Origin of the sequence: Nocardioides sp. SYSU D00038 (assembly GCF_016924665.1) — a bacterium.
In the GTDB taxonomy this organism is placed as follows: Bacteria; Actinomycetota; Actinomycetes; order Propionibacteriales; family Nocardioidaceae; genus Nocardioides.
Genome location: NZ_JAFFJT010000025.1, coordinates 147,063 through 173,430, shown reverse-complemented (window position 1 = coordinate 173,430; position 26,368 = coordinate 147,063). Strand labels below are relative to the sequence as shown.

Annotated in this window: 24 protein-coding genes; 10 read left to right on the top strand and 14 right to left on the bottom strand. The window is 72.6% G+C overall.

Annotation, left to right across the window (positions count from 1 at the left end):
• Positions 1 to 83: 83 nt before the first annotated feature.
• The gene (locus tag JT721_RS15490) at positions 84 to 974 is read right to left on the bottom strand and encodes an FkbM family methyltransferase (protein ID WP_205474147.1); all 891 of its coding nucleotides are present in this window, start codon (positions 972 to 974) and stop codon (positions 84 to 86) included.
• Positions 975 to 1,057: 83 nt separating this feature from the next.
• Here JT721_RS15490 and JT721_RS15485 point away from each other — a divergent pair, with 83 nt between their 5' ends.
• Positions 1,058 to 2,077 carry a glycosyltransferase gene (locus tag JT721_RS15485; RefSeq protein WP_205474146.1) on the top strand — a complete coding sequence of 340 codons (1,020 nt, stop codon included), beginning with the start codon at positions 1,058 to 1,060 and terminating at the stop codon, positions 2,075 to 2,077.
• On the opposite strand, the gene JT721_RS21815 is transcribed toward JT721_RS15485, so the two are convergent.
• A complete protein-coding gene (locus tag JT721_RS21815) occupies positions 2,052 to 3,515 on the bottom strand; it encodes an O-antigen ligase (protein WP_205474145.1) in 1,464 nt (487 codons plus the stop codon). The two genes, JT721_RS15485 and JT721_RS21815, sit on opposite strands and share 26 nt — an antisense overlap.
• Positions 3,512 to 4,438, bottom strand: a complete 927-nt coding sequence (locus tag JT721_RS15475) for an FkbM family methyltransferase (RefSeq protein WP_205474144.1) — start codon at positions 4,436 to 4,438, stop codon at positions 3,512 to 3,514. The genes JT721_RS21815 and JT721_RS15475 overlap by 4 nt, the downstream gene beginning before the upstream one ends.
• Positions 4,439 to 4,508: 70 nt before the next feature.
• Here JT721_RS15475 and JT721_RS21810 point away from each other — a divergent pair, with 70 nt between their 5' ends.
• The gene (locus JT721_RS21810; RefSeq protein WP_205474143.1) at positions 4,509 to 5,576 is read left to right on the top strand and encodes a glycosyltransferase family 1 protein; all 1,068 of its coding nucleotides are present in this window, start codon (positions 4,509 to 4,511) and stop codon (positions 5,574 to 5,576) included.
• Positions 5,577 to 6,594: 1,018 nt separating this feature from the next.
• Here JT721_RS21810 and JT721_RS21805 read toward each other — a convergent pair.
• The 6 genes from JT721_RS21805 to gmd form a co-directional block, all read right to left on the bottom strand.
• Positions 6,595 to 7,806, bottom strand: coding sequence for a DUF563 domain-containing protein (locus JT721_RS21805; RefSeq protein ID WP_205474142.1), 1,212 nt, complete (start codon positions 7,804 to 7,806; stop codon positions 6,595 to 6,597).
• 10 nt (positions 7,807 to 7,816) lie between these two features.
• Positions 7,817 to 8,773 (bottom strand): SDR family oxidoreductase, encoded by a 957-nt coding sequence (locus JT721_RS15460; protein WP_307828087.1) that lies wholly within the window; start codon positions 8,771 to 8,773, stop codon positions 7,817 to 7,819.
• A 105-nt stretch (positions 8,774 to 8,878) separates the two neighbouring features.
• Positions 8,879 to 9,688 (bottom strand): FkbM family methyltransferase, encoded by an 810-nt coding sequence (locus JT721_RS15455; protein WP_205474141.1) that lies wholly within the window; start codon positions 9,686 to 9,688, stop codon positions 8,879 to 8,881.
• Positions 9,688 to 11,058: a polysaccharide biosynthesis tyrosine autokinase gene (locus tag JT721_RS15450; RefSeq protein WP_205474140.1), complete on the bottom strand. Its 1,371-nt coding sequence runs from the start codon at positions 11,056 to 11,058 to the stop codon at positions 9,688 to 9,690. Before JT721_RS15450 ends, JT721_RS15455 begins: the two co-directional genes overlap by 1 nt.
• 140 nt (positions 11,059 to 11,198) lie before the next feature.
• On the bottom strand, positions 11,199 to 12,161 hold the full coding sequence (locus JT721_RS15445) for a GDP-mannose 4,6-dehydratase (protein ID WP_205474139.1): 963 nt from the start codon (positions 12,159 to 12,161) through the stop codon (positions 11,199 to 11,201).
• Positions 12,158 to 13,132, bottom strand: a complete 975-nt coding sequence (gene gmd / locus JT721_RS15440; RefSeq protein ID WP_205474138.1) for a GDP-mannose 4,6-dehydratase — start codon at positions 13,130 to 13,132, stop codon at positions 12,158 to 12,160. The genes JT721_RS15445 and gmd overlap by 4 nt, the downstream gene beginning before the upstream one ends.
• A 404-nt stretch (positions 13,133 to 13,536) precedes the next feature.
• On the opposite strand from gmd, the gene JT721_RS15435 reads away from it, so the two are divergent.
• The 3 genes from JT721_RS15435 (at position 13,537) to JT721_RS15425 (ending at position 15,240) form a co-directional block, all read left to right on the top strand.
• Entirely contained in the window at positions 13,537 to 13,998 is a 462-nt protein-coding gene (locus tag JT721_RS15435) for a DUF4395 domain-containing protein (RefSeq protein ID WP_240340822.1), read from the top strand.
• 65 nt (positions 13,999 to 14,063) lie between these two features.
• Positions 14,064 to 14,912 carry a sulfurtransferase gene (locus JT721_RS15430; protein WP_205474137.1) on the top strand — a complete coding sequence of 283 codons (849 nt, stop codon included), beginning with the start codon at positions 14,064 to 14,066 and terminating at the stop codon, positions 14,910 to 14,912.
• Positions 14,913 to 14,940: 28 nt separating this feature from the next.
• Positions 14,941 to 15,240 carry a DUF1416 domain-containing protein gene (locus JT721_RS15425; protein ID WP_205474136.1) on the top strand — a complete coding sequence of 100 codons (300 nt, stop codon included), beginning with the start codon at positions 14,941 to 14,943 and terminating at the stop codon, positions 15,238 to 15,240.
• Positions 15,241 to 15,945: 705 nt separating this feature from the next.
• Here the strand turns inward: JT721_RS15425 and JT721_RS15420 are convergent.
• The 3 genes from JT721_RS15420 to cysD are packed head-to-tail and all read right to left on the bottom strand — an operon-like array spanning position 15,946 to position 19,281.
• Positions 15,946 to 17,034, bottom strand: coding sequence for an LCP family protein (locus JT721_RS15420; RefSeq protein WP_205474135.1), 1,089 nt, complete (start codon positions 17,032 to 17,034; stop codon positions 15,946 to 15,948).
• Between the two features lie 40 nt (positions 17,035 to 17,074).
• Positions 17,075 to 18,367 carry a sulfate adenylyltransferase subunit CysN gene (cysN, locus tag JT721_RS15415; protein ID WP_240340821.1) on the bottom strand — a complete coding sequence of 431 codons (1,293 nt, stop codon included), beginning with the start codon at positions 18,365 to 18,367 and terminating at the stop codon, positions 17,075 to 17,077.
• A complete protein-coding gene (gene cysD, locus JT721_RS15410) occupies positions 18,367 to 19,281 on the bottom strand; it encodes a sulfate adenylyltransferase subunit CysD (protein ID WP_205474134.1) in 915 nt (304 codons plus the stop codon). The genes cysN and cysD overlap by 1 nt, the downstream gene beginning before the upstream one ends.
• A 121-nt stretch (positions 19,282 to 19,402) precedes the next feature.
• Between cysD and JT721_RS15405 the strand changes: the two genes are divergently transcribed.
• Positions 19,403 to 20,716 carry a UDP-glucose/GDP-mannose dehydrogenase family protein gene (locus tag JT721_RS15405; protein WP_205474133.1) on the top strand — a complete coding sequence of 438 codons (1,314 nt, stop codon included), beginning with the start codon at positions 19,403 to 19,405 and terminating at the stop codon, positions 20,714 to 20,716.
• Between the two features lie 122 nt (positions 20,717 to 20,838).
• Here JT721_RS15405 and JT721_RS15400 read toward each other — a convergent pair whose 3' ends face one another.
• Together JT721_RS15400 and cysC are read right to left on the bottom strand one after the other, a co-directional pair.
• Complete coding sequence (locus tag JT721_RS15400; RefSeq protein WP_205474132.1) at positions 20,839 to 21,840, bottom strand: sulfite exporter TauE/SafE family protein; 1,002 nt, start codon at positions 21,838 to 21,840, stop codon at positions 20,839 to 20,841.
• 123 nt (positions 21,841 to 21,963) lie between these two features.
• The gene (gene cysC / locus JT721_RS15395; RefSeq protein WP_205474131.1) at positions 21,964 to 23,739 is read right to left on the bottom strand and encodes an adenylyl-sulfate kinase; all 1,776 of its coding nucleotides are present in this window, start codon (positions 23,737 to 23,739) and stop codon (positions 21,964 to 21,966) included.
• A gap of 43 nt (positions 23,740 to 23,782) precedes the next feature.
• Here cysC and JT721_RS15390 point away from each other — a divergent pair, with 43 nt between their 5' ends.
• The 4 genes from JT721_RS15390 to JT721_RS15375 all read left to right on the top strand — a co-directional run bounded on the left by JT721_RS15390 (position 23,783) and on the right by JT721_RS15375 (position 26,365).
• Entirely contained in the window at positions 23,783 to 24,721 is a 939-nt protein-coding gene (locus JT721_RS15390) for an asparaginase (RefSeq protein WP_307828086.1), read from the top strand.
• Positions 24,722 to 24,839: 118 nt separating this feature from the next.
• A complete protein-coding gene (locus tag JT721_RS15385) occupies positions 24,840 to 25,241 on the top strand; it encodes a helix-turn-helix domain-containing protein (RefSeq protein WP_205474129.1) in 402 nt (133 codons plus the stop codon).
• A gap of 45 nt (positions 25,242 to 25,286) precedes the next feature.
• The gene (locus tag JT721_RS15380) at positions 25,287 to 25,925 is read left to right on the top strand and encodes a hypothetical protein (protein ID WP_205474128.1); all 639 of its coding nucleotides are present in this window, start codon (positions 25,287 to 25,289) and stop codon (positions 25,923 to 25,925) included.
• Between the two features lie 158 nt (positions 25,926 to 26,083).
• Positions 26,084 to 26,365, top strand: coding sequence for a DUF2516 family protein (locus JT721_RS15375; protein WP_205474127.1), 282 nt, complete (start codon positions 26,084 to 26,086; stop codon positions 26,363 to 26,365).
• Positions 26,366 to 26,368: the final 3 nt, after the last annotated feature.

The window sequence follows — 26,368 nt, the reverse complement described above, 5'->3', positions numbered from 1 at the left end:
ACCAGCGGCGGGGGAGGGCGTTCGGCCCACTGGGTTTCGAGACGGGACTCCGTCCCTCCTCAACCAGCGGCGGGGGCGGCAGGTCAGGCGTCGCGGTGGTGGCACTCCAGGTTGGTCCACATCCGGCTCTCCGGGGTGAGGCGGGCGAGGAGGGCGTCGGGGTCGACGGGGTCGGGCCGGCCCATCTCCCTGACGGTGTAGCCGGCGTCGGCGAGCTGATCGAGCATCTGGCGCGGCGGGCGGCCGAGGGCGTCGAGGCCGTGCGGCCAGAACTCCAGCAGCATCAGCCGGGGCGGGCGGTCGGCCAGGATCTTGTCCATGCCCGACAGCGCGTGCGACTCGGCGCCCTGGATGTCCATCTTCACGAAGTCGATCCGGTCGGGCAGGTCGGCGAGGTCGTCGTCGAGGGTGACCAGGTCGACCTCGAAGGTGCTGCCGCCGATCGCGTCGGCGCGGTCGCGGAACAGGCTGTTGTTGCCGTAGTTGCGCCCCGCCCGGTAGAACGTCGCGCGGCCGGGACCGTCGGAGACCGCGGAGGGCCGCACCTCGCTCCAGCCCCCGAAGCCGTGGCTCTCCAGGTTGCGGGTCGCGATCTCGCGCAGCCGCGGGTCGGGCTCGTAGGCCACGACGCGCCCGGTCGGGCCGACCGAGCGCGCGAACACGCAGGTGAAGTAGCCGATGTTGGCGCCCAGCTCGACCACGGTGTCGCCGGGGCCGACGTGCGCCTTGTACCAGGCGGTCTCGGCGACCTCGTACGCGCCGCGGGCCAGCTGGAGCGAGTCGTGCAGGTCGGTCTCGAGGTCGAAGCCGTCGATCCGCACCCGGTTGCTGCGGGTCAGGCGCCACACCGCCCGGTGGGCCCACCAGACCGCCTTGTGCTGGGCGAGCCCGTGGCCGCGGAGCACCCGGACGGCGGGCTCGAGCACGACGCCGACGGGGCCGCGGTACAGGCGATCGGGGTTGTGAGGGGGCACGGCAGAACCCTAGTGCTCGCCGGCCGTCCGCGAACGCAGATCCGCGCACGGCGGGCGGGCCAGGTCGGCTAGGGTTCCTCGCGATGTCGCAGCCACCCGCACCGGCGACCCCGCCGGTCGCCCTCGTCTGCTTCAACCGCCCCGACCTCGTGACCCGCGTGCTCGACGCGGTGCGGGCCGCGGCGCCGGCCGACCTCTTCGTGATCGGCGACGGCCCCCGGCCGGACCGGCCCGACGACGCCGCCCGCTGCGCCGACGTACGGCGCGTCGTGGCCGAGCAGGTCGACTGGCCCTGCACCGTGCACACCCGGTGGAGCGAGACCAACCTGGGCTGCGAGCAGAACGTCGAGCGCGGCCTCGACTGGGTCTTCGGCCAGGTGCCGGCCGCGGTCGTGCTCGAGGACGACTGCGTGCCCGACCCGTCGTTCTTCCCCTACGCCGCCGAGCTGCTCGACCGCTACGCCGACGACGAGCGGTTCATGATGGTCTCCGGGACCCTCTTCGAGGTCGACCCGGAGTCGTTCGGCGACGCCAGCTACGGCCTGACGACGTTCTCGATCACCTGGGGCTGGGCCACCTGGGCGCGGGCCTGGCAGCGGCACCGGGCGATGTTCCCGCGCGACTGGCAGACGCTGCGGCCGGGGCAGGCGGACCCCGGTGCGCCGCTGCGGGTCGCGTCCACCGAGCCGGCACCGGGCGCGCTCGCCACCCGCGCGGCGGGGCGCTACTTCGCCGAGGTGGCGCGCTCGCGCGGCCAGGAGTTCGGCTGGGACAGCCACTGGTTCCTCAGCCAGGTGGTCTGCGGGGCGCTCGCGGTGGCCCCCGCCACCAACGTGGTGCACAACGCCGGCTTCGGCGACGAGGCCACCCACACCCAGTCGGAGCGGGTGATGCCGGCGGCCGAGCCGATCACCTTCCCGCTGCGGCACCCTGCCGTCGTGGAGCGCGACGTCGCCCTGCAGCGCGGGCTGGAGCTCGGGCTGGTGCGCACCAACGGCCGCCTGGCCCGGACCGTGCGCCGCCTGGTGCCGCAGGGCCGACTGCGCACGGTGCTGCGCGCGGTCGCCGGCCGGGTGATCACCTCCCGGTCGCGGGCTCGCTGACCTTCGTCACCGTCGCGGCGGGCGGCGTGCCGTCCGGGGCCGGGGTGGTGCGGTCGGCGCCCGGCCGGTGGGGCACCAGGTACGGCGAGGAGTGCCGCGGCCGCCGTTCGGCCTCGCGCTCCCTCGCCCGCTCGCGCTCGAGCATGTGGGCGGCCATCACCAGCGAGATCGGCAGCCAGGCGAACCGGTCCCAGATCGTGTTGAGGAAGAAGAGCGCGGCGAAGTAGCCCAGCGGGCCGTAGGCGAGCCGGTGGGTGGGCCCGGCGTCGAAGAGCGGCCGCACGCCGGTCCACAGGATCATCAGGAAGCCGATGAAGCCGAAGATGCCGGCCGCGACCAGGATCTGCAGGTAGACGTTGTGGTAGTAGAACGTGTAGACGCCCGCGTAGCCGTCGCCCAGGATCGGGTTGGAGAGGAAGGCGTCCCAGCCGCGCGACAGCAGGTCGCTGCGGTAGTTGTCGGAGCCGGACGCCGACGCGCTCCCCGAGGGGTTGAGCAACCGGTTGGGCGCGGAGTCGGGGTCGAGGCGCACCAGGATGTAGGGCGCCAGCACGGCCAGCACGGTGGTCGAGGTGATCAGCGTGTAGATCAGCCTCGACGACTTCTCCAGCAGCGCCGCGACCAGGATCATCCCGATCAGCGCCAGCAGGGCGCCGCGGCTGCCGCTGAGCCCCAGCCCGGCCAGGTGGATCGCGCCGAGCCCCCACACCGCCGTACGCCGCCAGCCGGTGCTCTGGGAGTCGAGGTAGTAGATCATCGCAAGCGCGAACAGGCTGCACACCGCGAACGCGTTGGGGTGGGTCGACATGCCGATGAGCCGGCTGCCGACGCGGCCGCCGGGGCCCACGAAGCCGTAGGCGAAGCTGATGGTGTGGCCGATGACGTAGGCCCACGCCATCACGGTGATCAGCTTCTGGCTGGGGCGCCAGGCCATGAACAGGATCGGGATGATCGCCAGCGCCAGCGCGAGGCGGGCGATCCGCAGCGCGCTGAACAGGAACTCGTCCTGGGCCGCCGAGGCCAGCACGCTCATCCCGAACAGGATCACCAGCCCGCAGCCGTAGAGCAGGGGGAGCTTGATGTTGTTGCCGAGCACCCGCGGCAGGAGCAGGAAGAAGCCGAGGCCGGCCAGCAGGTCGGAGGCGGTCAGCGCGCCGGCGGCGAACCGGTCGCCGAAGATCGGGGCGAACAGCATCGCGCCGACGACGATGATCGTGCCGACCCGCTCGAGCCCGAAGATCACCAGCACGCACACGAACGCCGCCACGCCCACCGCCGCGATCGCCCCGGTGGTGCTCGACGCCGACAGCGGCACCAGCACCGCCAGCAGGCCGAGCAGCAGCACCGCCGGCATCGCCCGGCCGACGGCGGCGGCGATCCGGCGGCGCAGGTGGTCGGGGCTCGACTGACGCTTGCGGCGCTCGCGGCGGTCGCTCACCGCGCGGCGCCCTGCGGGGGGCCGGGCAGGTCGCCGGTGACGAGGCCGCGCACGGCGGCCACGCCGACGGCGTCGTCGCGGTGGGCCAGGGCGACGTCCCAGTACTCGCACCCGTGGGTGCGCGGGTCGTCGAGGCCGCGGGCCCGCTCGGGCAGCTCGTCGATGGCCACCCGGCCCAGCGGCTCGCCGAAGTTGTCCCAGACCGCGACCTCGTCGTAGCCCAGCCCGGCCAGCGCCGCCCAGACCGGTTCGGGGTCGTTGCCGACCGCCCGGCTGCGCACGTGGTCGTACTCGAAGAACAGCACCGGCGGCTGGTCGGCCCACACCCGGGCCACCGCCGGCACCAGGTCGACGTCGTAGCCGTCGGTGTCGGACTTCACCAGCCGGAGCCGGTCGAACTCGGGGTGTGCGGCGCGCAGCTGCTCGGGAGTGACCTGGCTGACGCTGCCGGCGTCGGGCGCCTCATCGGCGGGCACGAAGTGCGCGGTGCCGCCGGAGCGCACCGACGCCATCGCTCCCTCCTGGGCCACCGGGGTCAGCAGCGACGGGACCACCGTGCAGCGCGGGTCGGCGTCGACGTTGGTGTGGAGGAAGCGCAGGTAGACCGGGTCGGCCTCGACGCACAGCACCCTGGCGTCGGCACGGTCGAGCACCTGGAGCGCCGAGTCACCGACGTTGGCGCCGATGTCGAGCACGGTCAGCGGCCCCGGCTCGGCGGCGGCCAGCGCCGCGGCCAGCTCGACCAGGTTCTGGCCGTACGGCGAGCCGTCGCGCGCGTAGTCGGGCAGCCGGTGCGACCAGGGCAGCGTCATGGTGACGCCCTGCACCTCGCGGACGACGGGGCGCTGCGGGAAGCGGTCGCGCACCAGCCAGCCGGCTCGGCGACGCAGCTTGGCGGGGAGTGACTCGGGGCGGGCTGGCACAGCCCTAGGGTAGACCGTGGCCCGGTCCGGGGCGTCGTTCTCAGTGGTTCTGGAAGGGGTCGGAGTGCGGGTGGTGGTCGACGCGGTCGGGGTGCGGCCGGGCAGCAGCGCGGTGATCCTCGAGAACCTCCTCGCAGCCTGGGTCCGCGACCACGACGACGAGGTCGTGGTGGTCTCCGACGGCGCGCCCCAGCTGGTGCTGCCGCCGGGGGTCGAGGCGGTCTCGGTGGGCGGTCCCGAGGGCGGCCCGCTGGCGGCCGTGGGCCGCCGCTCGCTCGGCGTCCGCCGGGCCGCCAAGCGGCTGCGCGCCGACGCCGTGCTGAGCGGGGTGATCGCCAGCGCCCTGGCCGGCACCCCCTGCCGGCGCGGCACCGTGGTGACCGACGTGCGCCACGAGCTGCGCCCCCACCAGTTCTCCCGCGGCCGGCGGCTGGCCCGCCTGGTCTCCTACGGCTGGACCTTCCGCCGCGCCGACGCGCTGTTCTGCATCTCCGAGCGCACCCGCGGCGACCTGGTGCGCCGCCGGCCGTGGCTGCGCGACAAGGCCGTGGCGACCCTGCTCGGCTCCGACCACGTCGACGCGTGGCCGGCTCCCGAGCCGACCGGCGAGGCGCCGTACGCCGTGGCGTTCGGGCAGTTCGCCAACAAGAACGTCGACAAGGTGCTCGCCGCCTGGGCCGAGCTGTGCCGCACCGACGACCGGCTCCAGCTCCGGCTGGTCGGGATCCCCGGCAGCGCCCGCGCCCCGATCGAGGAGCAGGTCGCTGCTCTCGGGCTCGGCGACCGGGTCGAGCCGCAGTCGTGGCTCGACGACGACGCGTTCGCCCGCTGCTTCGCCGGGGCGTCGCTGGTGGTGTTTCCCTCCGACTTCGAGGGCTACGGCCTGCCGGTCGTCGAGGCCCTGCGGCTCGGCATCCCGGTGGTGGTCTCCGACGACCCGGCCCTGGCCGAGGTCTCGGGCGGCCACGCCGTCGTCGCCCCGGATCTCTCCCCGGCCCCGCTCGCCGCCGCGATGCGCACCGCCCTGGCCACCACCCCCGAGCAGCGCGCCGCCGGCCGCGCCTGGACCGACGGCCTCACCTGGTCGGGCATGGCCGCACAGGTGCGGGCGGGGCTGTTCCCCGACGCCGCCGGGTGACGAGGACCGCCGCGGGCCGAGCGACCACTCTCGTTCCGGGTCACTCCGGGGACGGGTCTCGGGCGGGTGCTGACTGCCCTGGTGTCATCCGGCCGGGTGGTGGTTGTCGGCGGGGGTGGGTGCGGAGTGCCGCGCGGTGGGGGCACTGCGGCTGCTGTGCGCCGGACGTCGTTCGGCACTCGTTGCCGTGTCGCCGGGCGCTGCCCTGCCGTGCCCCGGCCACCGCTTCGGCGCCACGCCGCCGTCGACGTGCCGTACGACGCCCGTCGACTCCGCCGCCTCCGTGCCGAGTGGCGCGGCATCCCGGCGTGCGGTGGCCGAGGTGCGAAGGCCGCTAGGCCTGAGCCTCGAGACCCGGTGAGCCGGAAGCCCTCCCGTTGCCGCTGGAGGGTGTTCCGCCGGCGGGGGTTTCGAGGCTCGCTTCGCTCGCACCTCAACCACCGGCGCGTGCGGTGGTCGAGGTGCGAAGGCCGCTAGGCCTGAGCCTCGAGACCCGGTGAGCCGAGAGCCCTCCGGTTCCCGCTGGAGGCGTTCGGCCGGCGGGGGTCTCGACGGACGCTCCTCGCTGGGGCTCGTCGCTGCTCGACCACCGGCGCGTGCGGTGGTCGAGGTGCGAAGGCGCTAGGCCTGAGCCTCGAGACCCGGTGAGGCAAGAGCCCTCCCGTTCTCACCGGAGGGCGTTCGGGTGCGCGGGAGTGTCGAGGCTCGCTCCGCTCGCACCTCAACCAGCGCCGGTGGTCGAGCAGGGAGCGCCAGCGAGCGTCGTCGAGACCCGGTGAGCCGAGTGCCCGCCGTGCGGACGGGAGGGCTTTCGTCGTACGGGGTTTCGAGACAGTTGCTAGCGCAACTTCCTCAACCAGCGGTGCTCGCTGGTTGAGGAACGACGAAGTCGTGTCTCGAAACCCGGTGAGCCGAGAGCCCTCCCGTTACCGCCGGAGGGCGTTCGGGTGCGGGGGTCTCGACGGGCGCTCCTCGCTGGGGCTCGTCGCTGCTCGACCACCGGTGCCGGCGGCGGGGGTCAGAGCAGGCGGTCGACGTACGCCAGCACCTTGGTGGGGTCGAGGCGGACGTCGGTGAGGACGCCGGTCATCTCGGCTCCCTCGCGCGGTACCCGGCCGGCGCCGACGAGGTAGTGGTGCTCGACGTCGTCGAGGGCCTGGGTGATCGTCCAGTAGCAGTGGTTGACGTACGTCGGGGCGAACAGCTCCAGCACCCGGGCCTTCGGCGGCAGGAAGACCAGGTTGGCGAGGGCGGCGCCGTGGGGGGCGACGACGACCTCGGCGCCGCTGAACAGGTCGACCTGCTCCTGCACGGAGTGCTGGCCCGGGTCGAGGCGGAGGAAGCCGCGGGACTCGAGCTCGGGCCAGAGCTGCTCCTCCTCGACGTAGCGGCGGGTGTGGGGCCGGTCGCCGCGGGTGACGTAGAGGCGCGGCCGGCCGGTGGGCACGCCGCTCGCCGGCAGGTGCTCACGCAGCCACCGCACCACCCACCGCGGGGCGGAGAGCGCGTCGTTGGGGGTGCTCGGCACCAGCAGCCGGTCGGCGGTGAGGGTCAGGTCGGCGGCCGGTTGCACGAGCGTGGTGCCGTCGCCGAGCCCGACCATCGCGAGCAGCTGGCGCTGGTAGCCGGTGCCGTGCGGCACCGCCACCGCGTCGACCGTGGCGTCGGGCAGCGCCTCGCGGAAGACGCCGTAGCGGGGCAGCACGTCGAGCAGGACGTGGTAGTAGTTCGCGGTCGAGCCGCGGGTGGTGAGGTTGAGGAGGGTGCCGTCGACGTGCTGCTCGCGCGGTAGCCGCGGGTGGAGGAAGACCGGGTGCTCGCGCCACCCGGCGATGCCGAAGTAGTTGCTGGTCTGGAAGTCCAGCGTCCCGCCCGGGGTCACCACCGCGGCGTGCTCGCCGACCACGCTGCCGCCGCGGACCTCCAGCACGTAGCGGGCCGGCACGTCGAAGGTCAGCTCGTGGGCGAACCGCCAGTGCCCCGGGGGGTCGCCCTCGGGGGGCTCGCGGCGCAGCCGCTCGGCGGGCCCGCCCGGGTGCAGCGTCACCGCACCCGGCTCGCGGGCGGCGGTGTCGGCCGACGTGGCGGTCGCGCGCACCGGCAGCCGGCGGCGCCGCGGGGTCAGCGGCGCCGTACGCCGGTACAGCAGTCCCAGCAGCAGCGACAGCGCCCGGTGGACACGCTTGAGGAGGGGCCAGGCCGGTTGCAGCCTGGCGGGGAGCCTGCTCACGCCGCGCGGGTCAGGGGGTGACCAGCTCGGGGTGCTCGCGGAACCACGAGATGGTCCGCTTGAGCGCCTCCTCGATCGAGACCTGCGGCTCCCAGCCGAGCTCCTCGCGGGCCCGGGTGATGTCGGGCTGGCGCACCGTCGGGTCGTCGACCGGGCGCTCGACGTGGACGATCTCCGAGCTCGAGCCGACCAGGTCGACGATCCACCGGGCGAGGTCGAGCATCGAGATCTCGTGGGGGTTGCCGATGTTGACCGGGCCGGGCCGGTCGGAGTGCATCAGCCGCAGGATGCCGTCGACGAGGTCGTCGACGTAGCAGATCGACCGGGTCTGCAGGCCGTCGCCGGCGACGGTGACCGGCTCGCCCAGCAGTGCCTGCCGGATGAAGTTCGGGATCGCGCGGCCGTCGTTGGGGCGCATCCGCGGGCCGAAGGTGTTGAAGATGCGCACGATGCCGGTGTCGACGCCGTGCGAGCTGCGGTAGGCCATGGTGAGGGCCTCGGAGAAGCGCTTCGCCTCGTCGTAGACCCCGCGCGGGCCGACCGGGTTGACGTGGCCCCAGTAGTCCTCGGCCTGGGGGTGCACCTGCGGGTCGCCGTAGACCTCCGAGGTCGACGCCAGGATGAACCGGGCGCCCTTCTCGCGGGCCAGGCCCAGGCCGTGGAGGGTGCCGAGCGAGCCGACCTTGAGGGTCTCGATCGGCAGCCGGAGGTAGTCGATGGGCGAGGCGGGGGAGGCGAAGTTGAGCACGGCGTCGACCGGGCCGCCCACGTGGACGTAGTCGGTGACGTCGGTGCGCACCAGCCGGAAGTCCACCTCGGGCACCAGGTGGGCCACGTTGGTGGGCGAGCCGGTGACGAAGTTGTCGAGGCACACCACCTCGTGCCCCTCACCCACCAGCCGTTCGCACAGGTGCGAGCCGAGGAAGCCGGCACCGCCCATCACGACGACCCGCTTGGACTCGGTCACTGATCCTCCTCCGCCCGGCACCGCGCCGGAACTCGTCCACAGTAACGAGCGGGAAGGCCGGTGGTGACGCCTTCGCGCAGGTTGGTCCCCGCTGCCGGGCGTGCCTCAGCGGGCCAGCCAGACGGTGCCGTAGCGGTCACCGTTGGGCTCGTGCCGGGTCACGGTGAGGCCGGCCTCGGCGAAGAACGCCTCGAGCTCCGACCACGAGTGCCCAGCCACGTCGTGGTACTCCATCACCACCCGGCGCACCGGCGCCCAGTCGGCCGGCTCGCTGGAGAGGACGATGTCGAACTCCGCGCCCTCGGTGTCGAGCTTGACCAGGTCGACGGTGTCGGACGGCGCACCGTCGACCGGCAGCTCGAGCAGCCGGGTCAGGGCGGCCGCGAACGTGACGCACGGGACGGTCACCAGGGTGCCAGCGGTGGCACCGCCGTTGAGGCCGCTGGCGTGGCCGTTGTCGACCAGCTCGAGGGTGCCGTCGTGGCCGGCGACCGCGGTGGCGTTGACCGTCACCCGGTCGGCGAGGTCGTTGCGGGCGACGTTGCGGGCCAGCCAGGTGGCGGTGGTGGCGGAGGCCTCGTAGGTGTGGACGACGGCGGTGGGCGCGAAGCGGGCGGCGGCCACCGAGAAGCAGCCGACCTGGCCGCCGATGTCGAGGATGCGCGGGGTCGGCGAGAGGCCGGCGAGGGTGTCGCGCAGGTGGTAGGCGTCCTCGGCGAAGACCTCGTAGACCGGCACCCGCGCGCCCGGCCAGTTGGGGCAGGTGATGACCGCGCCGTCGCGGGTCTCGAAGACCAGCTCGTCGCGTCGCCACGGCGCGCGGCTCGAGGCCAGGTCGAGGAGCACGCGGCCGCCGTTGGCGAAGGAGAACGTCTGGCGGACCCGTCGCAGGGCCAGCCCCGGGGAGCGTCCCATCACTTCTTGCGGCGAGGGTTCGGCGTGGTCTCCTCGTAGTAGTAGTAGTAGTAGTTGTTGGTGGAGCGCCGGGCGATCATGTTCATCACGATGCCCGAGACGCGGGCCCCGACCTGCTCGAGACGGCCCACGGCGTCGCGCAGCTGCTCGCGGGTGGTCTTGGCGTGGCGGGTCACGATGATCGCGCCGTCGGCGATCGCGCTCAGCACGGCCGCGTCGGCCACCGGCAGCAGCGGCGGCGCGTCGATGATGACCATGTCGTAGAGGTCGCGGAGCTGGTGGATCAGGTCGGCGGTGACCCGCGACTGGAGGATCTCGGTGGGGTTCGGCGGCTTGGCGCCGCTGGCCAGCAGGTGCAGGCCGCTGGCCTCGTGCACCTGGATGGCCTCCTTGACGTCGGCGCGGCCGACCAGCACGGTCGTGAGACCGATGGCGGCGTCGAGCTGGAGCATCTGCGCGACGCGCGGGCGGCGCAGGTCGCCGTCGACGATCAGCGTGCGGCGGCCGGCCTGCGAGAGCGCGATCGCGAGGTTGGCGGCGGTGGTCGACTTGCCCTCGCCGGGCACCGCGCTGGTGATGACCAGGCAGCGGGGCTGGTGGTCGAGGTCGAGGAACTGGAGGTTGGTGCGCAGGAGGCGGAACGCCTCGGTGCGCGCCGCGAACCCGCTCACGTCGGTGAGCAGCGGCTGCTTCTTGATCGCCGGGTCGAAGGCGATGCTGGCCAGCACCGGCGCGGTGGTGACCTCCTGCACGTGCTCGAGGCTCGAGACCGTGCGGTCGAGGATCTCGCGGGCCACGGCCAGCGCGATGCCGATGAGCAGGCCGAGCACGCCGGCGACCACGAGGTTGAGGATCGTGCGCGGACTGACCGCGTCGGGGTCGAAGTCGGCCGGATCGGTGACGTTCGCGTTGATCTGGGAGTTGCTGCTGCCGCGCAGGGTCTCGAGCTCGGTGAGGTACTCCGTGAGCTGCTCGGACACCGTCCGGTTGATGATCTGCGCCGTCGAGGGGTCGGGGTCCTTGGTCTTGACCTCGAGGCTCGGGGTCTCGGGCACCACCTCGGCGGAGACCTTCTCGGCCAGCTGCGCGGTGTTGAGGTTGAGGTCGAGCTCGTCGATCACCCGCTCCATCACCACGGTGCTGGTCGCCAGGGTGGCGTAGGCCTGCACCTTCTGGGTGATGGTCAGCTGCGCGGTGAAGCTGTCGGAGGCGTTGCGGACGTCGGCGGAGATGAACACCTTGGCCGACGACTCGTACTGGGGCGTGCGGGTGAAGGTGTAGACGGACGTGCCCGCGAGGGCGGCGACCATGATCAACAGGATGGTCAGCCAGCGTCGCCGCAGGACCTGCACGAGCTGTCGGAGATCCACGCGCGTCCTTCACTTCTCTTCAGAGTGCGCTCGGCACCCGTACCCACTGTGTCGAGCGAGTCTAACTGCGCCCGAGGCTCTCCGTGTGCGGGGAGCCGGAACTGAGCAATCCGGGCGTGTCCACCGTGTCAGTCCTGTCGTCAGCGGGCGTAGTCGGCGCGCTCCGCGACGCCCGTGCGGAGCCGCTCGAGGTCGACCTCCACCATGGTGCGCACGACGTCCTCGAACGACGTCGTGGCCCGCCAGCCCAGCAGCCGCTCTGCCTCGCCCGGGTCGCCGGCGAGCGCGGCGGAGTCCTGCGGCCGCACCAGCGCGGGGTCGTGGTCGACGCGGGCCCAGGCGTCGTCGACGCCGGCCGCCGCGAACGCCTGCTCCACCAGGTCGCGCAGGGTGTGGGTGACCCCGGTGGCCACGACCAGGTCGCGTGGCTCGGGCAGGTCGAGCATCAGCCGCAGCGCCTCCACGTGGTCGCGGGCGGCGCCCCAGTCGCGGGCGACCTCGAGGGTGCCGAGCCGGAGCCGCTCCTGGCGCCCCAACGCGATCGCGGCGGCTGCCGTGGTGATCTTGCGGGTCACGAACCGGGCCGGCCGCAGCGGGCTCTCGTGGTTGTGCAGCACGCCCGCGCACGCGAACAGCCCGTGCTCGGAGCGGGCCCGGCGCACGGCCTCGCGGGCGCGGGCCTTCGACTCGGCGTAGGGGCTGCGGGCGTCGCCGTGCTCCTCGGCCGACGCGGCTTGGAGGAAGCGCACGTCGTCGCCCGTGCGGTCGCGGTGGTCGCGCACGGCGGCGAGCATCCGCTCGACGGCGGCGCCGTTGACCTCCGCGACCAGCTCTGGCTGGTCCCAGCTCGCGCCCACGGAGGTGAAGCCGCCGAGGTTGAAGACCCGATCGGGGCGGTGGCGCTCGAGGAGGGCGGCGAACCCCTCGGCGTCGCGGAGGTCGCACTCCTCGAGCAGCACCCCGTCGAGGTACGGCGCCATCGCGGCCGCCGACCCGCTCCCGGGCCGGGTGGTGCCGACGACCCGGGTGCCCATGGCGAGCAGCCGGTGCGCGAGGTAGACGCCGTCCTGGCCGGCGACGCCGGTGACCAGCGCGGTGCTCACGCGCGCAGCAGCCGCGACATCTGCTCGAGGTCGGCGTCGACCATCAGGCGGGCGAGGTCGTCGGGCCCGGTCGTCGCCGTCCAGCCCAGTACCTCCTGGGCCTTGCTCGCGTCGCCGATGAGGGCGTCGACCTCGGCCGGCCGCTCGTACTGCTTGTCGTAGACCACGTGGTCCTCCCAGTTCAGCCCGGCGTGGGAGAACGCCGTCTCGACGAACTGGCGCACGGTGCGACCCTGCCCGGTGGCCAGCACGTAGTCGCCGGGCTCGTCGTGCTGGAGCATCCGCCACATGCCCTCGACGTACTCCTTGGCGTAGCCCCAGTCGCGCACCGCCTCGAGGTTGCCGAGGTGGAGCTGGTCGGCCACGCCGAGCTTGATCTTGGCGACGCCGAGGGTGACCTTGCGGGTCACGAAGCTCTCGCCGCGGCGGGGCGACTCGTGGTTGAACAGGATCCCCGACACCGCGAACAGGTCGTAGGACTCGCGGTAGTTGACCGTGACCCAGTGGCCGTAGAGCTTGGCGGCGCCGTAAGGGGAGCGGGGGTAGAAGGCGGTGTTCTCGGCCTGCGGCGGCGGCGTCGCGCCGAACATCTCCGAGGTCGACGCCTGGTAGTAGCGGCAGTCGAGGCCGGAGGCGCGGATCGCCTCGAGCAGGCGCAGCGCGCCGACGGCGTCGGTGGACGCGGTGTACTCCGGCATCTCGAAGGAGACCTTGACGTGGCTCTGCGCGCCGAGGTTGTAGACCTCGTGGGGCTCGATGGTGCGGATCAGGTTCACCAGGCTGACGCCGTCGGTCAGGTCGCCGTAGTGGAGGTGCAGCTCGGGCGAGGTGATGTGGTCGATCCGGCTGCGGTTGAGCGTGGACGCCCGCCGGACCAGGCCGTGCACCTCGTAGCCCTTCTCGAGCAGGAGCTCGGTCAGGTACGAGCCGTCCTGGCCGGTGACGCCGGTGATGAAGGCACGACGTGCCACGCGGGGCTCCTTCTGCGAGATCTGCGGGGGTGGGAGGGGCGCCCGGTGGTCCCCCGGGTCGCGGCGCGAGCATAGCCGTGCGCGACCTGCGCCTGCGTTCGGATCGACGTGACCGGGCCGCCGCGCTCGCGGGCGGTTCTCACTCAGCGAGACGGCCGTCCACGCCTCGGGACGCGAGTCGGCGGTTCGACCGCACCCGGCCTAGGCTCGGGGTCATGACCACGACCTGGCTGACCCGCCGACGCGCAGTGGACCACTGCCGCGTCCGCTCGTCGCTGTGTCGTCGCTCCTGACCCGGGGCCCCTTCCACCGTCGGTGGACCTGAGCCGTCGCGCGCATCGTCGTGCCCGCGCCGGCCGTCAGCCCCGGGACCGTCGTCCAGACCGTCCAGGAGCAGGAGAGCCATGTCCACCACCATGTCCGGCAGCCCGACCGGCACCGACGCCGGGATCGACCCGCGCGGTCCCCGGTTCACCGCGGCGGTCACCGCCGTCGTGCTCCTCGCCGTGCTGCTGCTCCCGACCGGCGCGGCGACCGTCGTGATCGCCGTCCAGGCGGCGCTGTTCGCGCTCGGCGCCGTCCGCGGCGTCCAGCACACGCCGACCGCCCACCTGTTCCGCAGCGTGGTCCGGCCACGGCTCGGCGCGCCGGTCGAGCTCGAGGACCCGACACCTCCGCGCTTCGCACAGGCAGTCGGGTTCGCCTTCGCCGCGGTGGCGCTCGGAGGCTTCCTCGCCGGGGCCACCACCGTCGGCCTGGTCGCGACCGGCTTCGCCCTCGTCGCCGCCCTCCTCAACGCCGTCCTCGGGCTCTGCCTGGGCTGCGAGATGTACCTCCTGCTGCGCCGCCTGGCGCCGGCCACCTGACCGAAGCACCCATCCCCACCACCCAGAACCCCGCACCGACAGCGGTGCGACAGAAAGGTAACGACATGAGCCGCGAGAACAGCCTGGTCTCCGCCCAGTGGGTCGAGGAGAACCTCGACAACGACAAGGTGGTCCTCATCGAGGTCGACGAGGACACCACCGCCTACGACAAGGGCCACATCAGGGGCGCCATCAAGCTCGACTGGACCACGGACCTGCAGGACCAGGTGCGCCGCGACTTCGTCAACAAGGAGCAGTTCGAGGCGCTGCTGTCGTCGCGCGGCGTCGGCAACGACGACACCGTCGTCCTCTACGGCGGCAACAACAACTGGTTCGCCGCCTACGCCTACTGGTACTTCAAGCTCTACGGCCACCAGGACGTCAAGCTGCTCGACGGCGGCCGCAAGAAGTGGGAGCTCGACTCCCGCGAGCTGACCGACGAGGTGCCGACCCGCGCCGAGACGTCGTACACCGCGCAGGAGCAGGACCACTCGATCCGCGCCTTCCGCGACGAGGCCGTCGCGGCCATCGGCGTGAAGAACTTGGTCGACGTCCGCAGCCCCGACGAGTACGCCGGCCGCCTCCTCGCGCCCGCCCACCTCCCGCAGGAGCAGGCCCAGCGCGCCGGCCACGTGCCGACCTCGATCAACGTGCCGTGGAGCAAGGCGGCCAACGACGACGGCACCTTCAAGAGCGACGACGAGCTCCGCGAGATCTACGGCGCCGCCGGCCTCGACGACAGCAAGGACACCATCGCCCTGTGCCGTATCGGCGAGCGCTCCTCGCACACCTGGTTCGTGCTCAAGGAGCTGCTCGGCCACCAGAACGTCAAGAACTACGACGGCTCCTGGACCGAGTACGGCTCCCTCGTCGGCGTGCCCGTCGCCCTCGGCGACGAGCCCGGCGAGGCCTGAGCCGCAGCGAGACGGAAGGACGACGATCATGTGCGGTGCGACCCAGGGCGGGCTTTCGCTCGACGGTGTGAACGTGGCCAAGGAGGCCGTCGTGCAGGGGCAGGTGCTCCGGGACGGCGAGCCGGTGGGCAACGCCTACGTGCGCCTGCTCGACAGCAGCGGTGAGTTCACCGCCGAGGTGCCGACGTCGGCCACCGGTCACTTCCGGTTCTTCGCCGGCGAGGGGCAGTGGACGCTGCGGACCCTCGCCCCCAAGGCCGACCCCGTGGACCGCAAGGTCCAGGCCTCGGTGGGCAACGTCGCCGAGGTGGTCATCCCCATCGGCTGACCCGCTCGCCACGAACGGCCCGCCCGGACCTCGGTCCGGGCGGGCCGTTCTGCGTCCCGCTGGTCGAGCAGCGAGCGCCAGCGAGCGTCGACGAGACCCGGTGAGCCGGACGCCTTCCGTTGCCTGGCGACTCCGGGGACGGGGCTCGGGTGGGTGCTGGACCGCGGGCCTGTGTGATCCGGCCGGGTGGTGACTGTGGGTGGGGGTGGGTGCGGGGTGCCGCGCGTGGGTGGGCGCTGCGGCTGCTGCGCGCCGGACGTCGTTCAGCACTCGTTGCCGTGTCGCCGGACGCTGCCCTGCGGTTCCCCGTGCTCGCTGCGGCGCCACGCCGCCGTCTACGTGCCGAACGACGCCCGTCGCTCCGCCGCCTCCGTGCCGGCGGCGCGGCACTCCGGCGAGCGGACGGGCGCGCACCGCTGGTCGAGCAGCGAGCGTCGTCGAGACCCGGTGCGGCGAGAGCCCTCCCGTTCCCACCGGAGGGCGCTCGGCAGGCGGGGGTTTCGAGACAGTTGCTAGCGCAACTTCCTCAACCACCGGCAGGCCACCGCTGGTTGAGGAAGGCGTGGAACGCCTGTCTCGAAACCCGGTGGGACGAGAGCCCTGCGCCAGGGACGGTCGGCGTTCGGGTGCGGAGGTCTCGACTGGCGACGAGCCTCGAGACCCCGTACGACGAGAACCCTCCCGTCTCCCCCGGGGACCAGGGTGTCAGTCGACCTGGGCGGCGTCCGGGAGCTGGTCGACGCCGTCGCCGGCGTTGGCGAGCCAGACCTCGAACTGGTCGCGCGCCATGGCGCCCATCATCTCGCGGGTGGCGCGGATGTCGAGGGTGACGACGCTGGCGCCGTCGATGGTCGGGGTGCCGGTGTAGGGCACGGTCGCGAACCGGATCACGGCGGGGCGCAGGTTGCGCGACGAGATCGCGAGGCTGCGCATCTTGCCGGGTGTGAACGACTCGTCGACGGCCACCAGGTCGCTGAGCTCGGTGACCAGCTCGCTGATCTTGAACGGGTTGGCGAGGATCCTGCGGCTGCGCACCTGGTTGAGGACGGCGCGCAGGAAGTTCTGCTGACGCTGCACGCGGTCGAAGTCGCCGCGCGGCAGGTTGTAGCGGGCCCGCACGTAGTAGACGGCCGACTCGCCGCGCAGCGTCACCGGGCCGGGCTCCCAGGTGAAGCCGGTGGGGTCGGTGCCGCCGGTGGGGATGTTGACCTTGACGCCGCCGAGGGTGTCGGCGAGGTCTGCGAAGTGGGTGAAGTCGATGACCATCACGTGGTCGACCCGCACCTTGGTGAGGTCCTCGACCGCCTTGGTCAGCAGCGACGGGCCGCCGTAGGAGAACGACGCGTTGATCTTGGTCTTGCCGTAGCCCTCGACGTTGACGTAGGAGTCGCGCGGGATGGAGATCAGCTGGGCGGAGCGGAAGTCGGTGTTGATGTGCAGCAGCATGATCGCGTCGCTGCGGAACTCGCCCTGCTCCCACTCGCCCGACTCGAGCATGTCGAAGAGGTCCTCGCGACGCTCGGGGTCGTCGATGCCGGCCAGCAGGATCGTGGTGCCGGCCAGGCTCGGGGGCCGGTCGTCGAGGTCGAGCGGGAAGCGCTGGATGTCGCCCAGCTTGCTCATCAGCCAGAGCAGCCACAGCAGCACGATGAGCAGCAGCACGCCCACGACCGCGAAGATGATCGACAACGCCCGGTGGTTGCGGAACCACCGCTTCACCTTGTGCCAGCGGGTGATCCGCTTGCGTCGCGGCGTCGGGATCTCGGTGAGCCCCGAGTCGAGGACGTTGGTCACGTGGTCACTCTAGGTGAGTCCCGGGGTCACCGCGGGGTTCTCAGCTGCCCGAGTTGATCATGCCGGCACCCACGGTGACGCCCGTCGCCTCGTCGATGAGGATGAACGAGCCGGTGGTGCGGTTCTGCGAGTAGGGGTCGCAGAGCAGCGGCATGGTCGTGCGCAGCTGCACCCGGCCGATCTCGTTGAGACCGAGCTCCTTGGTGTCCTGGTCGCGGTGGAGGGTGTTGACGTCCAGGCGGTACTGGATGTCCTTCACCAGCACCCGGGCCGACCGGGTGGTGTGCTTGATGGCCAGCTTCTGGCGCGGGTGCAGCGGCGTGGTGGTCATCCAGCAGACCATCGCGTCGATGTCCTGGCTCGGCTTGGGGGCGTTGTTGACCCGGGCGATCATGTCGCCGCGCGAGACGTCGACGTCGTCCTCGAGGCGGATGGTCACCGACATGGGCGGGAACGCCTCCGAGATCTCCTTGTCGAAGAGGTCGATGCCGGCGATCCTCGAGGTCATGCCCGAGGGCAGCACGACGACCTCGTCGCCGGGCTTGAGGACCCCGCCGGCGACCTGGCCGGCGTAGCCGCGGTAGTCGTGGTGCTCGTCGGACTTGGGGCGCACGACGTACTGCACGGGGAAGCGGACGTCGACCAGGTCGCGGTCGGAGGCCACGTGCACGTGCTCGAGGTGGTGCATCAGCGTCGGACCCGAGTACCACGCCATGTTCTCCGACCGCTCGACGACGTTGTCGCCCTGCAGCGCCGAGATCGGGATGACCTCGAGGTCGGGGATGTTGAGCTTGGTGGCGAACTGGGTGAACTCCGCGTGGATCCGGTCGTAGACCTCCTGGGAGAAGTCGACGAGGTCCATCTTGTTCACGGCCAGCACGAGGTGGGGGACCCGCAGCAGCGAGAGCAGCACCGCGTGGCGGCGTGACTGCTCGGTGAGGCCCTGGCGGGCGTCGACCAGCACCAGGCCGAGGTCGGCGGTCGAGGCGCCGGTGACCATGTTGCGGGTGTACTGCACGTGGCCGGGGGTGTCGGCGATGATGAACTTGCGGTTGGGCGTGGCGAAGTAGCGGTAGGCCACATCGATGGTGATGCCCTGCTCGCGCTCGGAGCGGAGTCCGTCGGTCAGCAGCGACAGGTCGGTGTAGTCGTGGCCCTTGGACTGGCTGGTGGCCTCGACGGCCTCGAGCTGGTCCTCGAAGATCGCCTTGGAGTCGAGCAGCAGCCGTCCGATGAGCGTGGACTTGCCGTCGTCGACCGAGCCGGCCGTGGCGAAGCGCAGCAGGTCCATGCCGATCCCCTGGTTGGTGTTCGCGGAGCTGGTGGTGGACATCAGAAGTAGCCCTCCTTCTTCCTGTCCTCCATGGCGGCCTCGGAGAACCGGTCGTCCCCTCGGGTCGCGCCGCGCTCGGTGACCCGGGCCACGGCGACCTCCGCGATGATCTCGTCGATGGTGGAGGCGGTGCTCTCGACGCAGCCGGTCAGCGTGAGGTCGCCGACGGTGCGGAACCGCACGGTCCGCTCGCTGGCCTCCTCGCCGGGACGGGTCGGGTTGAACTCGCTCTCCGTGAGCAGCATCCCGTCGCGCTCGAAGACCCGGCGCTGGTGGGAGAAGTAGATGGAGGGGATCTCGATGCCCTCGCGGCCGATGTAGTCCCAGATGTCCAGCTCGGTCCAGTTGGAGATCGGGAAGATCCGCATGTGCTCGCCCTCGTGGATCCGCCCGTTGTAGAGGCTCCACAGCTCGGGGCGCTGCATCTTCGGGTCCCACTGCCCGAACTCGTCGCGGTGGGAGTAGACGCGCTCCTTGGCGCGTGCCTTCTCCTCGTCACGGCGCCCACCGCCGAAGGCGGCGGTGAAGCCACCCTCCTCGAGGGCGTGGAGCAGGGTGCCGATCTGGAGCCGGTTGCGGCTGGTCTTGCCGTCGTCGACGACGATGCCGTTGGCGATCGCCTCCTCGACCGACGCGACCACCAGGCGCACGCCGAGGCGGTTGACCCAGTTGTCGCGGCAGGCCAGCACCTCGGGGAAGTCGTAGCCGGTGTCGACCTGCAGCACCGGGAACGGGATCTTCGCCGGGAAGAAGGCCTTCTCGGCGAGGCGCATCATCACGATCGAGTCCTTGCCCCCCGAGAACATCAGGACGGGCTTCTCGAACTCGGCGGCGACCTCACGGAAGATGTGGATCGACTCCGCCTCCAGCTGGTCGAGCTGACTCAGCCGGTAGTCGGAATGGGTTGCGGTCATGACGCGTCGACGGACCTTCTGCTCGGGGGAAAACCAACCGACAGACTAGCCCGCGCCCGACGTGGCGGCGAAACCCGTCCAGCCGCGGGCCGGCCCGGCGCGCACCCCTAGACTCCCCGGCATGAAGATCTCTGTCTTCGGCTGCGGCTACCTCGGAGCGGTCCACGCCGCGTGCATGGCCAAGCTGGGTCACGACGTCATCGGCATCGACGTCCTCGAGGAGCAGGTCGCCCAGCTCTCCGCCGGCCGCGCGCCGTTCCACGAGCCGGGCCTGCCGGAGCTGCTCGAGGAGGCGCTGGCCAGCGGCCGGCTCGAGTTCACCACCGACGCCAGCCGTGCCGCCGACGCGGTCGTCCACTTCATCTGCGTCGGCACGCCCCAGAAGCAGGGCGAGAACGCCGCCGACCTCACCTTCGTGCGGGCGGTCACCGAGACCCTCCTCCCGATCCTCAAGCCCGGCGACGTCGTGGTCGGCAAGTCCACGGTGCCGGTCGGCACCGCCGAGACGATCTCGGAGCAGGTCCACGAGGCCCAGCCCGGTGCCGAGCTGCTCTGGAACCCCGAGTTCCTCCGCGAGGGCTTCGCCGTGCAGGACACCCTCCACCCCGACCGGTTCGTCTACGGGTTCGAGGACACCGACGCCGGCCACCGCGCCGCCGGGGTGCTCGACGAGATCTACCGCAGCGCGCTCGCCGACGGCACGCCCAAGGTCGAGACCGACCTCGCGACCGCCCAGCTGGTGAAGGTCGCGGCCAACTCGTTCCTGGCCACCAAGATCTCCTTCATCAACGCCATGGCCGAGCTGTGCGAGGCCACCGGCGCCGACGTGACGAGCCTGGCCGACGCCATCGGCCACGACGCCCGGATCGGCCGCCGCTTCCTCAACGCCGGCGTCGGCTTCGGCGGTGGCTGCCTGCCCAAGGACATCCGGGCCTTCATGGCGCGCGCCGGCGAGCTCGGGGTCGACCAGGCGCTGACCTTCCTGCAGGAGGTCGACGCCATCAACCTCCGCCGCCGGGCACGGATGATCGACCTGGCCCGCGAGGTCTCCGGCGGCTCCATCGTCGGCCGCCGGATCGCGGTGCTCGGCGCGGCGTTCAAGCCCGACAGCGACGACATCCGCGACTCCCCGGCCCTCGACGTCGCCTCGCGGATGCAGGTGCAGGGCGCGGTGGTGCGGGTGACCGACCCCCAGGCCATGGACAACGCGCGGAAGAAGTTCCCCGACCTGACCTGCGTCGACACGGTCGAGGAGGCCGTCGCCGACGCCGACCTGGTGGTGCTGCTGACCGAGTGGCGCGAGTACGTCGCGCTCGACCCGGTCGCGCTCAAGGAGCAGGTCGCGGTGCCTGCCCTCATCGATGGTCGCAACTGCCTCGACCCGGTGGCCTGGCGGGCCGCCGGCTGGACCTACCGGGCCCTCGGCCGCCCCTGACCCCGCGCCGAGGCGGGGGGTGGAGGGGCGCGGTAGGCCCCCGCCCCCCCCCCCCCCCCCGCGGGGGGGGGGGGGGGCCCGCCCCCCCCCCCCCCCCCCCCCCGCGGTCAGGTCGGCAGGCGCTAGCTCCGGGCGCCGCTGCCGCGGCGGGAGCGCACGTCGGTGCCCTCGAGCTCGGCCACGGTGGGGGCGCCGAACATGGGCAGGCCCTGGCCCCGGCGCAGCAGCCCCCAGACGAACGGCACCAGCACGACCATCGCCAGGCCGACCCCGGCGATCAGCACCGGGTGGGTCTCGTGCTCGCCCAGCGGCGCCCAGCCGGCCTTGTCGAGGAGCGCCACCCCGGACATGGTCAGCACCACGACGATGCCGCGGCGGATCACCGACTGCGGCACGCGGGGCGCGATCCGGCTGCCCAGCAGCGTGCCCGGCACCGACCCGAGGATGAGCGGGACCGTGATGCCCCAGTCGAGGCCGTTGAGCGCGATGTTGGAGACCGCGGCGGCCAGCACCAGCGGCACAGCCTGCACCAGGTCGGTGCCGACCAGCTTCACCGCCGACAGCCCGGGGTAGAGCATCAGCAGCGCCACCATGATCACCGACCCGGAGCCCACACTGGTGATGCCGACCAGCAGGCCGCCGAGCATCCCGACCAGCAGCGTCGGCACCGGCCGGATCCGCGGGTCGGGGTCGCCCAGCGGGCCGCCGCGGCGGACCCGGCGCAGGTTGATGTAGAGCCGCAGGGCGTAGGTGGAGGCGGCCAGCAGCAGCGCGGCGCCGATCGCCATCTTGAGCACGTAGTCGAGCTCGTCGGCGTCGTCGGTGAACGCGGCGACCAGGTGTGGCCCGAGCAGCGCCGTGGGCACCGAGCCGATGATCAGCCACTTGGCCAGGGAGAGGTTCGGCGAGCCCTCGCGGGCGTGCACGATCGCGCCGCCGGTCTTGTAGACGGCGGCCGCGGTGAGGTCGGCGGTGACGACGGTCGCGGTCTCACCCACGCCGAGGAAGATCAGCGCGGGCGTCATCAGCGCGCCGCCGCCCATGCCGGTGAGGCCGACGACGACGCCGACGAGGAAGCCCGCCACCAGGATGGAGAAGAAGGTGGTGGTGATGACGTCGGCCATGCGGTTCGCTTCCTCGGGCGGGCGGTACGCCGCAGGAGGGCGCGCGAGACCGGCCCGAGGCGAGCCGTACGCACCCTGTCAGCAGCCTCTGCCGCCCGACCCTAGCGCCTGGGCGGGCGCTCGCTAGCCAGCGTCGCCGCGGTGGGCGCTGAGTGCCGGCAGCACCCGGGCGAGCAGCCCCTCGATCCGGGCCGTGCAGGCGACCGCGGCGTCGCGACCGCGTCGGTAGGGGTCGGGTACGTCGCCCGCCGGCTCGGCGGTGGGCCGCGACTCCGCGACCATCCGGAGCAGCTCCTCGCGGGGCAGGTCGGCCCCGACCCGCTCGACGGCGTTGGCGAACTGGCCGAGCGTGAACACCTTGCGGAACATCCCGGGCTGCTCCTCGAGGATGAAGTCGCGGTGGGCGGTCTCGGCCGTCAGCACCAGGTCGGCCTCCTCGAGCAGCCGGGTGGACAGCTGACGGCTGCGGAAGTCGTCGCTGACCACGTCGGCCGGCAGCGAGCGCAGGATCTCGGGGTCGACCGGCTTGTCGACGTGCCCGTGGGTGCCGGCGCTGGAGAACACCACGTCGGCGCTGTCGGGCAGCACCCGGCGCGAGAGCAGCTCCATGGCGGGGGAGCGGCAGATGTTCGCGGTGCAGACGTAGAGCACCTGGAGGGCGTCGTCCTCGGTCTCCTGCTCGGGGTGCAGGGTGCCGAGCAGGTCGAGGTAGCCGCGCTCGCGGAGCACCACCAGCACGTCGGTCAGCGCCTCGTCGATGCTCCGACCGGTGGTGTCGACCCGGACGTCGGCGTCGCGCGGCTCCTCGTAGGGCGAGGAGATGCCGGTGAACTCGGGGATCTCGCCGCGCCGGGCCTTGGCGTAGAGGCCCTTGCGGTCGCGGCGCTCGCACTCCTCCAGCGGCGTGGCGACGTGGACGAGGAAGAACGCGCCGCCGGCGTCCTCGACCATCGCCCGCACCTGCTGGCGGGTCTCGTCGAACGGCGCGATCGGGCTGACCACCGCGACGCCGCCGTGCCGCGCGATCTCGGCCGCGACCCAGCCGATCCGGCGGATGTTGGTCTCGCGGTCGGCCTTGGAGAAGGTCAGCCCGGCGGACAGGTTGCGGCGCACGACGTCGCCGTCGAGCGAGGTGACCGTGCGGGTGCCGAGCTCGAGCAGGTGGTCGGTGAAGGCCCGGGCCAGCGTCGACTTGCCGCTGCCGGAGAGACCGGTGAAGAACAGCACCAGGCCCTGGCGGTCCGGCGGCGGCTGGTCGGCCAGCAGCACCGCCGCGACCGGTGCGGGCACCGGGCTGTCGTCGGGGTCGAGCTCCTCGACCGGGTCGTCCTCGGCGTACGCCGCCATGATCTGGCCGAGCAGGTAGGCGTCGTCGTCGGGGTCGGCGTGGGACGCCAGCGGCACCGCGATGACGACCGCGTCGGGCAGCAGCTCGGCGGCGGCGAGGGTGGCCCGCACCAGCGTGACCGGGCCGACGGCAGCGGTGCCCTGCCCGACCATCGCGACGAGGGCGACCGGGCCGAGCGTGGCCAGGTGGCCGAGCTGGTCGGTGGTGATCGGCTCGCACACCGGCACGAACACCCGGCCGCCGTGCCGGCGCCTCGCCACCCGTGGGGTGAGCCGCAGGTGGCGGAACGGGCCGAACGCAGCGTGGGTGAGCGGTTGGATCCGGCCCTCCGGCCACGCGACCCGAGCCAGCGGCAGCCCCTCGGGGTCGACCAGCTCGACCGTGCCCGCGGTGCGCGCCAGCTCGTCGACCGACGGCGGCAGCTCGAGGGTGACCGGGCTGCCGGGGCGGTTGAACTCGGTGAGCGGCACCAGCGCGCCGCTGACGAGCAGCTCGAGGTCGTCCAGCTCCCGGGGCGTGGGGCAGTGCTGCGGCACGGGCGCGGACGACATGCCCGACATCCTGCCAGCCGCCCACAGCGCCTACGCTCGGGGCGTGCCAGCCCCCGTCGTCGCCGAGATCGTCCGCTCCGGGTTCGTGGAGGGCCACCACTACGGCTCGGTCGTCGCGCTCGATCCCGACGGTGCCACCGCCTGGTCGGTCGGCGACGTCGAGGCGCCGGTGCTGCCGCGGTCGTGCAACAAGCCGCTCCAGGCGGTGGCGATGGTTCGCCACGGCCTCGACCTGCCGCCGGAGCTGCTGGCGCTGGCCTGCGCCTCCCACTCCGGCGAGCCGTTCCACCAGGACGGCGTGCGCCGGGTGCTCGCGCTGGCCGGGCTCGACGAGTCGCACCTGCAGACCCCGCCCGACCACCCGCTCGACGACGCCGCGCGCGACGCCGTGCTCCGGGCCGGCGGGGCGCGCACCTCGATCGCGATGAACTGCTCGGGCAAGCACGCCGCGATGCTGCTGACCTGCGTGACCAACGGGTGGCCGACCGCGACGTACCTCGAGCCCGACCACCCGCTCCAGCGGGCGATCGCCGAGACGTTCGCCCAGCTGACCCGCGAACCGGTCGCGGTGACGGCCGTCGACGGCTGCGGCGCCCCCCTGCTCTCCACCTCGCTCACCGGGCTGGCCCACGCCTTCCGGACGCTCGCGCTGGCCGACGCCGGTCCCGAGCGCCGGGTCGCCGACGCCATTCGGGCCCACCCCGAGTGGGTCTCGGGCACCACCCGCGACGAGCGGGCGCTGCTCACCGCGCTCTCCGGCGCGATCGGGAAGGCCGGTGCCGAGTCGTGCTACGCCGTGGCGCTGCCCGACGGGCGGGCGTTCGCGCTCAAGACCGACGACGGGGCGCCCCGGGTGCGCCCGGTGCTGATGGCCGCCGCGCTGCGCCGGTCCGGCATCACCGACGAGGCGGCGCTGAGGACCGGGGCGGCGCCGGTGCTCGGCGGTGGCCGTCCGGTCGGTGAGATCAGGGCGACGTTCTGAGCAAGCACCCCTCGTGACCCGGATCCGCCTTGTCCGGCAGGGCGGATCCCGCCGCCGTGTGACTCGTCGCACAGACGCGTAGTTTGCATTTGCTAGCAGGAGTTAGCACAGTGGGGTCATGGCGAAGGCAACGATGGGCGAGGTCGTCGGCAAGACCGTCGGCTCGCTCGGCGACTACCTCAGGGAGCAGCGGGTCGGCGCCCGACTCTCCCTGCGGCAGCTCGCCGACCAGGCCGGGGTCTCCAACCCCTACCTGAGCCAGATCGAGCGCGGCCTGCGCAAGCCCTCGGCCGAGGTGCTCACGCAGATCGCCAAGGCCCTTCGGATCTCGGCGGAGCAGCTCTACGTGCGCGCCGGGATCATCAGCCCCGAGGACGGCGTGGGCGGCTCGGTCGAGCTCGCGGTCCTCAACGACACCGGGCTGACCGAGCGGCAGAAGCAGTCCCTGCTCGACGTCTACGCCTCCTTCCTCGCCATGAACGGCGCGGTCGGTGGCGACGAGCCGCCCACGCCGGCCTGACCAGCACCCCCCCGGAGCACCACCCGACAGCTCAGAGGAGCAACCATGCCCAAGTTCGATCTCAAGTCCGAGGCCACCCGCACCTTCTACGCCGGCGCCGGCGTGGCCGACCTGGCGGTCGAGGCCGTCAAGGAGTACGTCGTCGACGTGCAGAAGCGGGTCACCGACGTCCAGAAGGACGTCACCCGGACCATCACCTCGGTGGACCTCAAGCCGCAGGCGCTGCGCGAGCAGGCCGTGACGGTCGTGAACTCCCGCGTCGAGGCGATCAGCGAGGACGCCAAGGCCCGCCGCTCGGCGGTCGAGGCTCGCGTGGCCGACCTGCAGGAGCAGGCCAAGGCGCTGCCGACCAAGGTGACCTCCTACGTCGCCACCAACCTCGGCACTGCCTCGTCGGCGTACGCCGACCTCGCCAAGCGCGGCGAGCAGGCCGTGAAGACCTACCGCGGCCAGGCCGCCGGTGTGCTCGACGAGATCGCCGACGACGTCGAGGACTCCATCGAGGCCGTGGCCTCGGTGGTCGACGCCCCGAAGACCCCCGCCGCCAGCCGCTCGGCCGCCCGCACCGCCACGTCCGGCGCGGCTCCGCGCAAGGCCGCGAGCAAGCCGGCCGCCAAGAAGGCTCCGGCGAAGAAGGCCACCGCCAAGAAGGCGCCGGCCAAGAAGGCCGCCACCAGCAAGTGAGCCGGTCCGCCTGACCCGGCACCACCGGGTCGTCAGGCGGGACGACCAGCCGGACGACCAGCCGGGACGACCAAGTCCCCACGAGGCCCCGGGAGCCAGCGGCCCCCGGGGCCTCGTCGCGTCCGGACGGCGGACGTCGCGCGGGTAGACTCCGGCGCATGGAGACCGTGTTCACCGGCGTGGGGCTGATCACCCTGCTCGTGGTGCTGATCCTGCTCGCGGTGAACATCTTCGCCTTCGTCAACAGCCTGATGTTCCCGGCTCCGGCCTACGAGGCGGCGGGCAAGCTCACCAAGCCCGCGTGGAACCTGATCCTGGGCCTGGGCATGGTGGCCCAGGTGCTGAGCTTCTCGTTCCTGCTCAACCTCGTCGCGATCATCGCGGCCCTGGTGTTCCTGCTCGACGTGCGTCCCGCGCTCGCCGGGCTGCGGCGCCGGTGAGGT

Bases quoted from the DNA above. Each gene is read 5' to 3' on its own strand.
- JT721_RS15485 (WP_205474146.1), top strand. From the start codon at position 1,058: ATGTCGCAGCCACCCGCACCGGCGACCCCGCCGGTCGCCCTCGTCTGC.
- JT721_RS15455 (WP_205474141.1), bottom strand. From the start codon at position 9,688: ATGGGACGCTCCCCGGGGCTGGCCCTGCGACGGGTCCGCCAGACGTTC.
- JT721_RS15435 (WP_240340822.1), top strand. From the start codon at position 13,537: ATGTCCACCACCATGTCCGGCAGCCCGACCGGCACCGACGCCGGGATC.
- JT721_RS15430 (WP_205474137.1), top strand. From the start codon at position 14,064: ATGAGCCGCGAGAACAGCCTGGTCTCCGCCCAGTGGGTCGAGGAGAAC.
- JT721_RS15425 (WP_205474136.1), top strand. From the start codon at position 14,941: ATGTGCGGTGCGACCCAGGGCGGGCTTTCGCTCGACGGTGTGAACGTG.
- cysN (WP_240340821.1), bottom strand. From the start codon at position 18,367: ATGTCCACCACCAGCTCCGCGAACACCAACCAGGGGATCGGCATGGAC.
- cysD (WP_205474134.1), bottom strand. From the start codon at position 19,281: ATGACCGCAACCCATTCCGACTACCGGCTGAGTCAGCTCGACCAGCTG.
- JT721_RS15405 (WP_205474133.1), top strand. From the start codon at position 19,403: ATGAAGATCTCTGTCTTCGGCTGCGGCTACCTCGGAGCGGTCCACGCC.
- JT721_RS15400 (WP_205474132.1), bottom strand. From the start codon at position 21,840: ATGGCCGACGTCATCACCACCACCTTCTTCTCCATCCTGGTGGCGGGC.
- cysC (WP_205474131.1), bottom strand. From the start codon at position 23,739: ATGTCGTCCGCGCCCGTGCCGCAGCACTGCCCCACGCCCCGGGAGCTG.
- JT721_RS15385 (WP_205474129.1), top strand. From the start codon at position 24,840: ATGGCGAAGGCAACGATGGGCGAGGTCGTCGGCAAGACCGTCGGCTCG.
- JT721_RS15380 (WP_205474128.1), top strand. From the start codon at position 25,287: ATGCCCAAGTTCGATCTCAAGTCCGAGGCCACCCGCACCTTCTACGCC.
- JT721_RS15375 (WP_205474127.1), top strand. From the start codon at position 26,084: ATGGAGACCGTGTTCACCGGCGTGGGGCTGATCACCCTGCTCGTGGTG.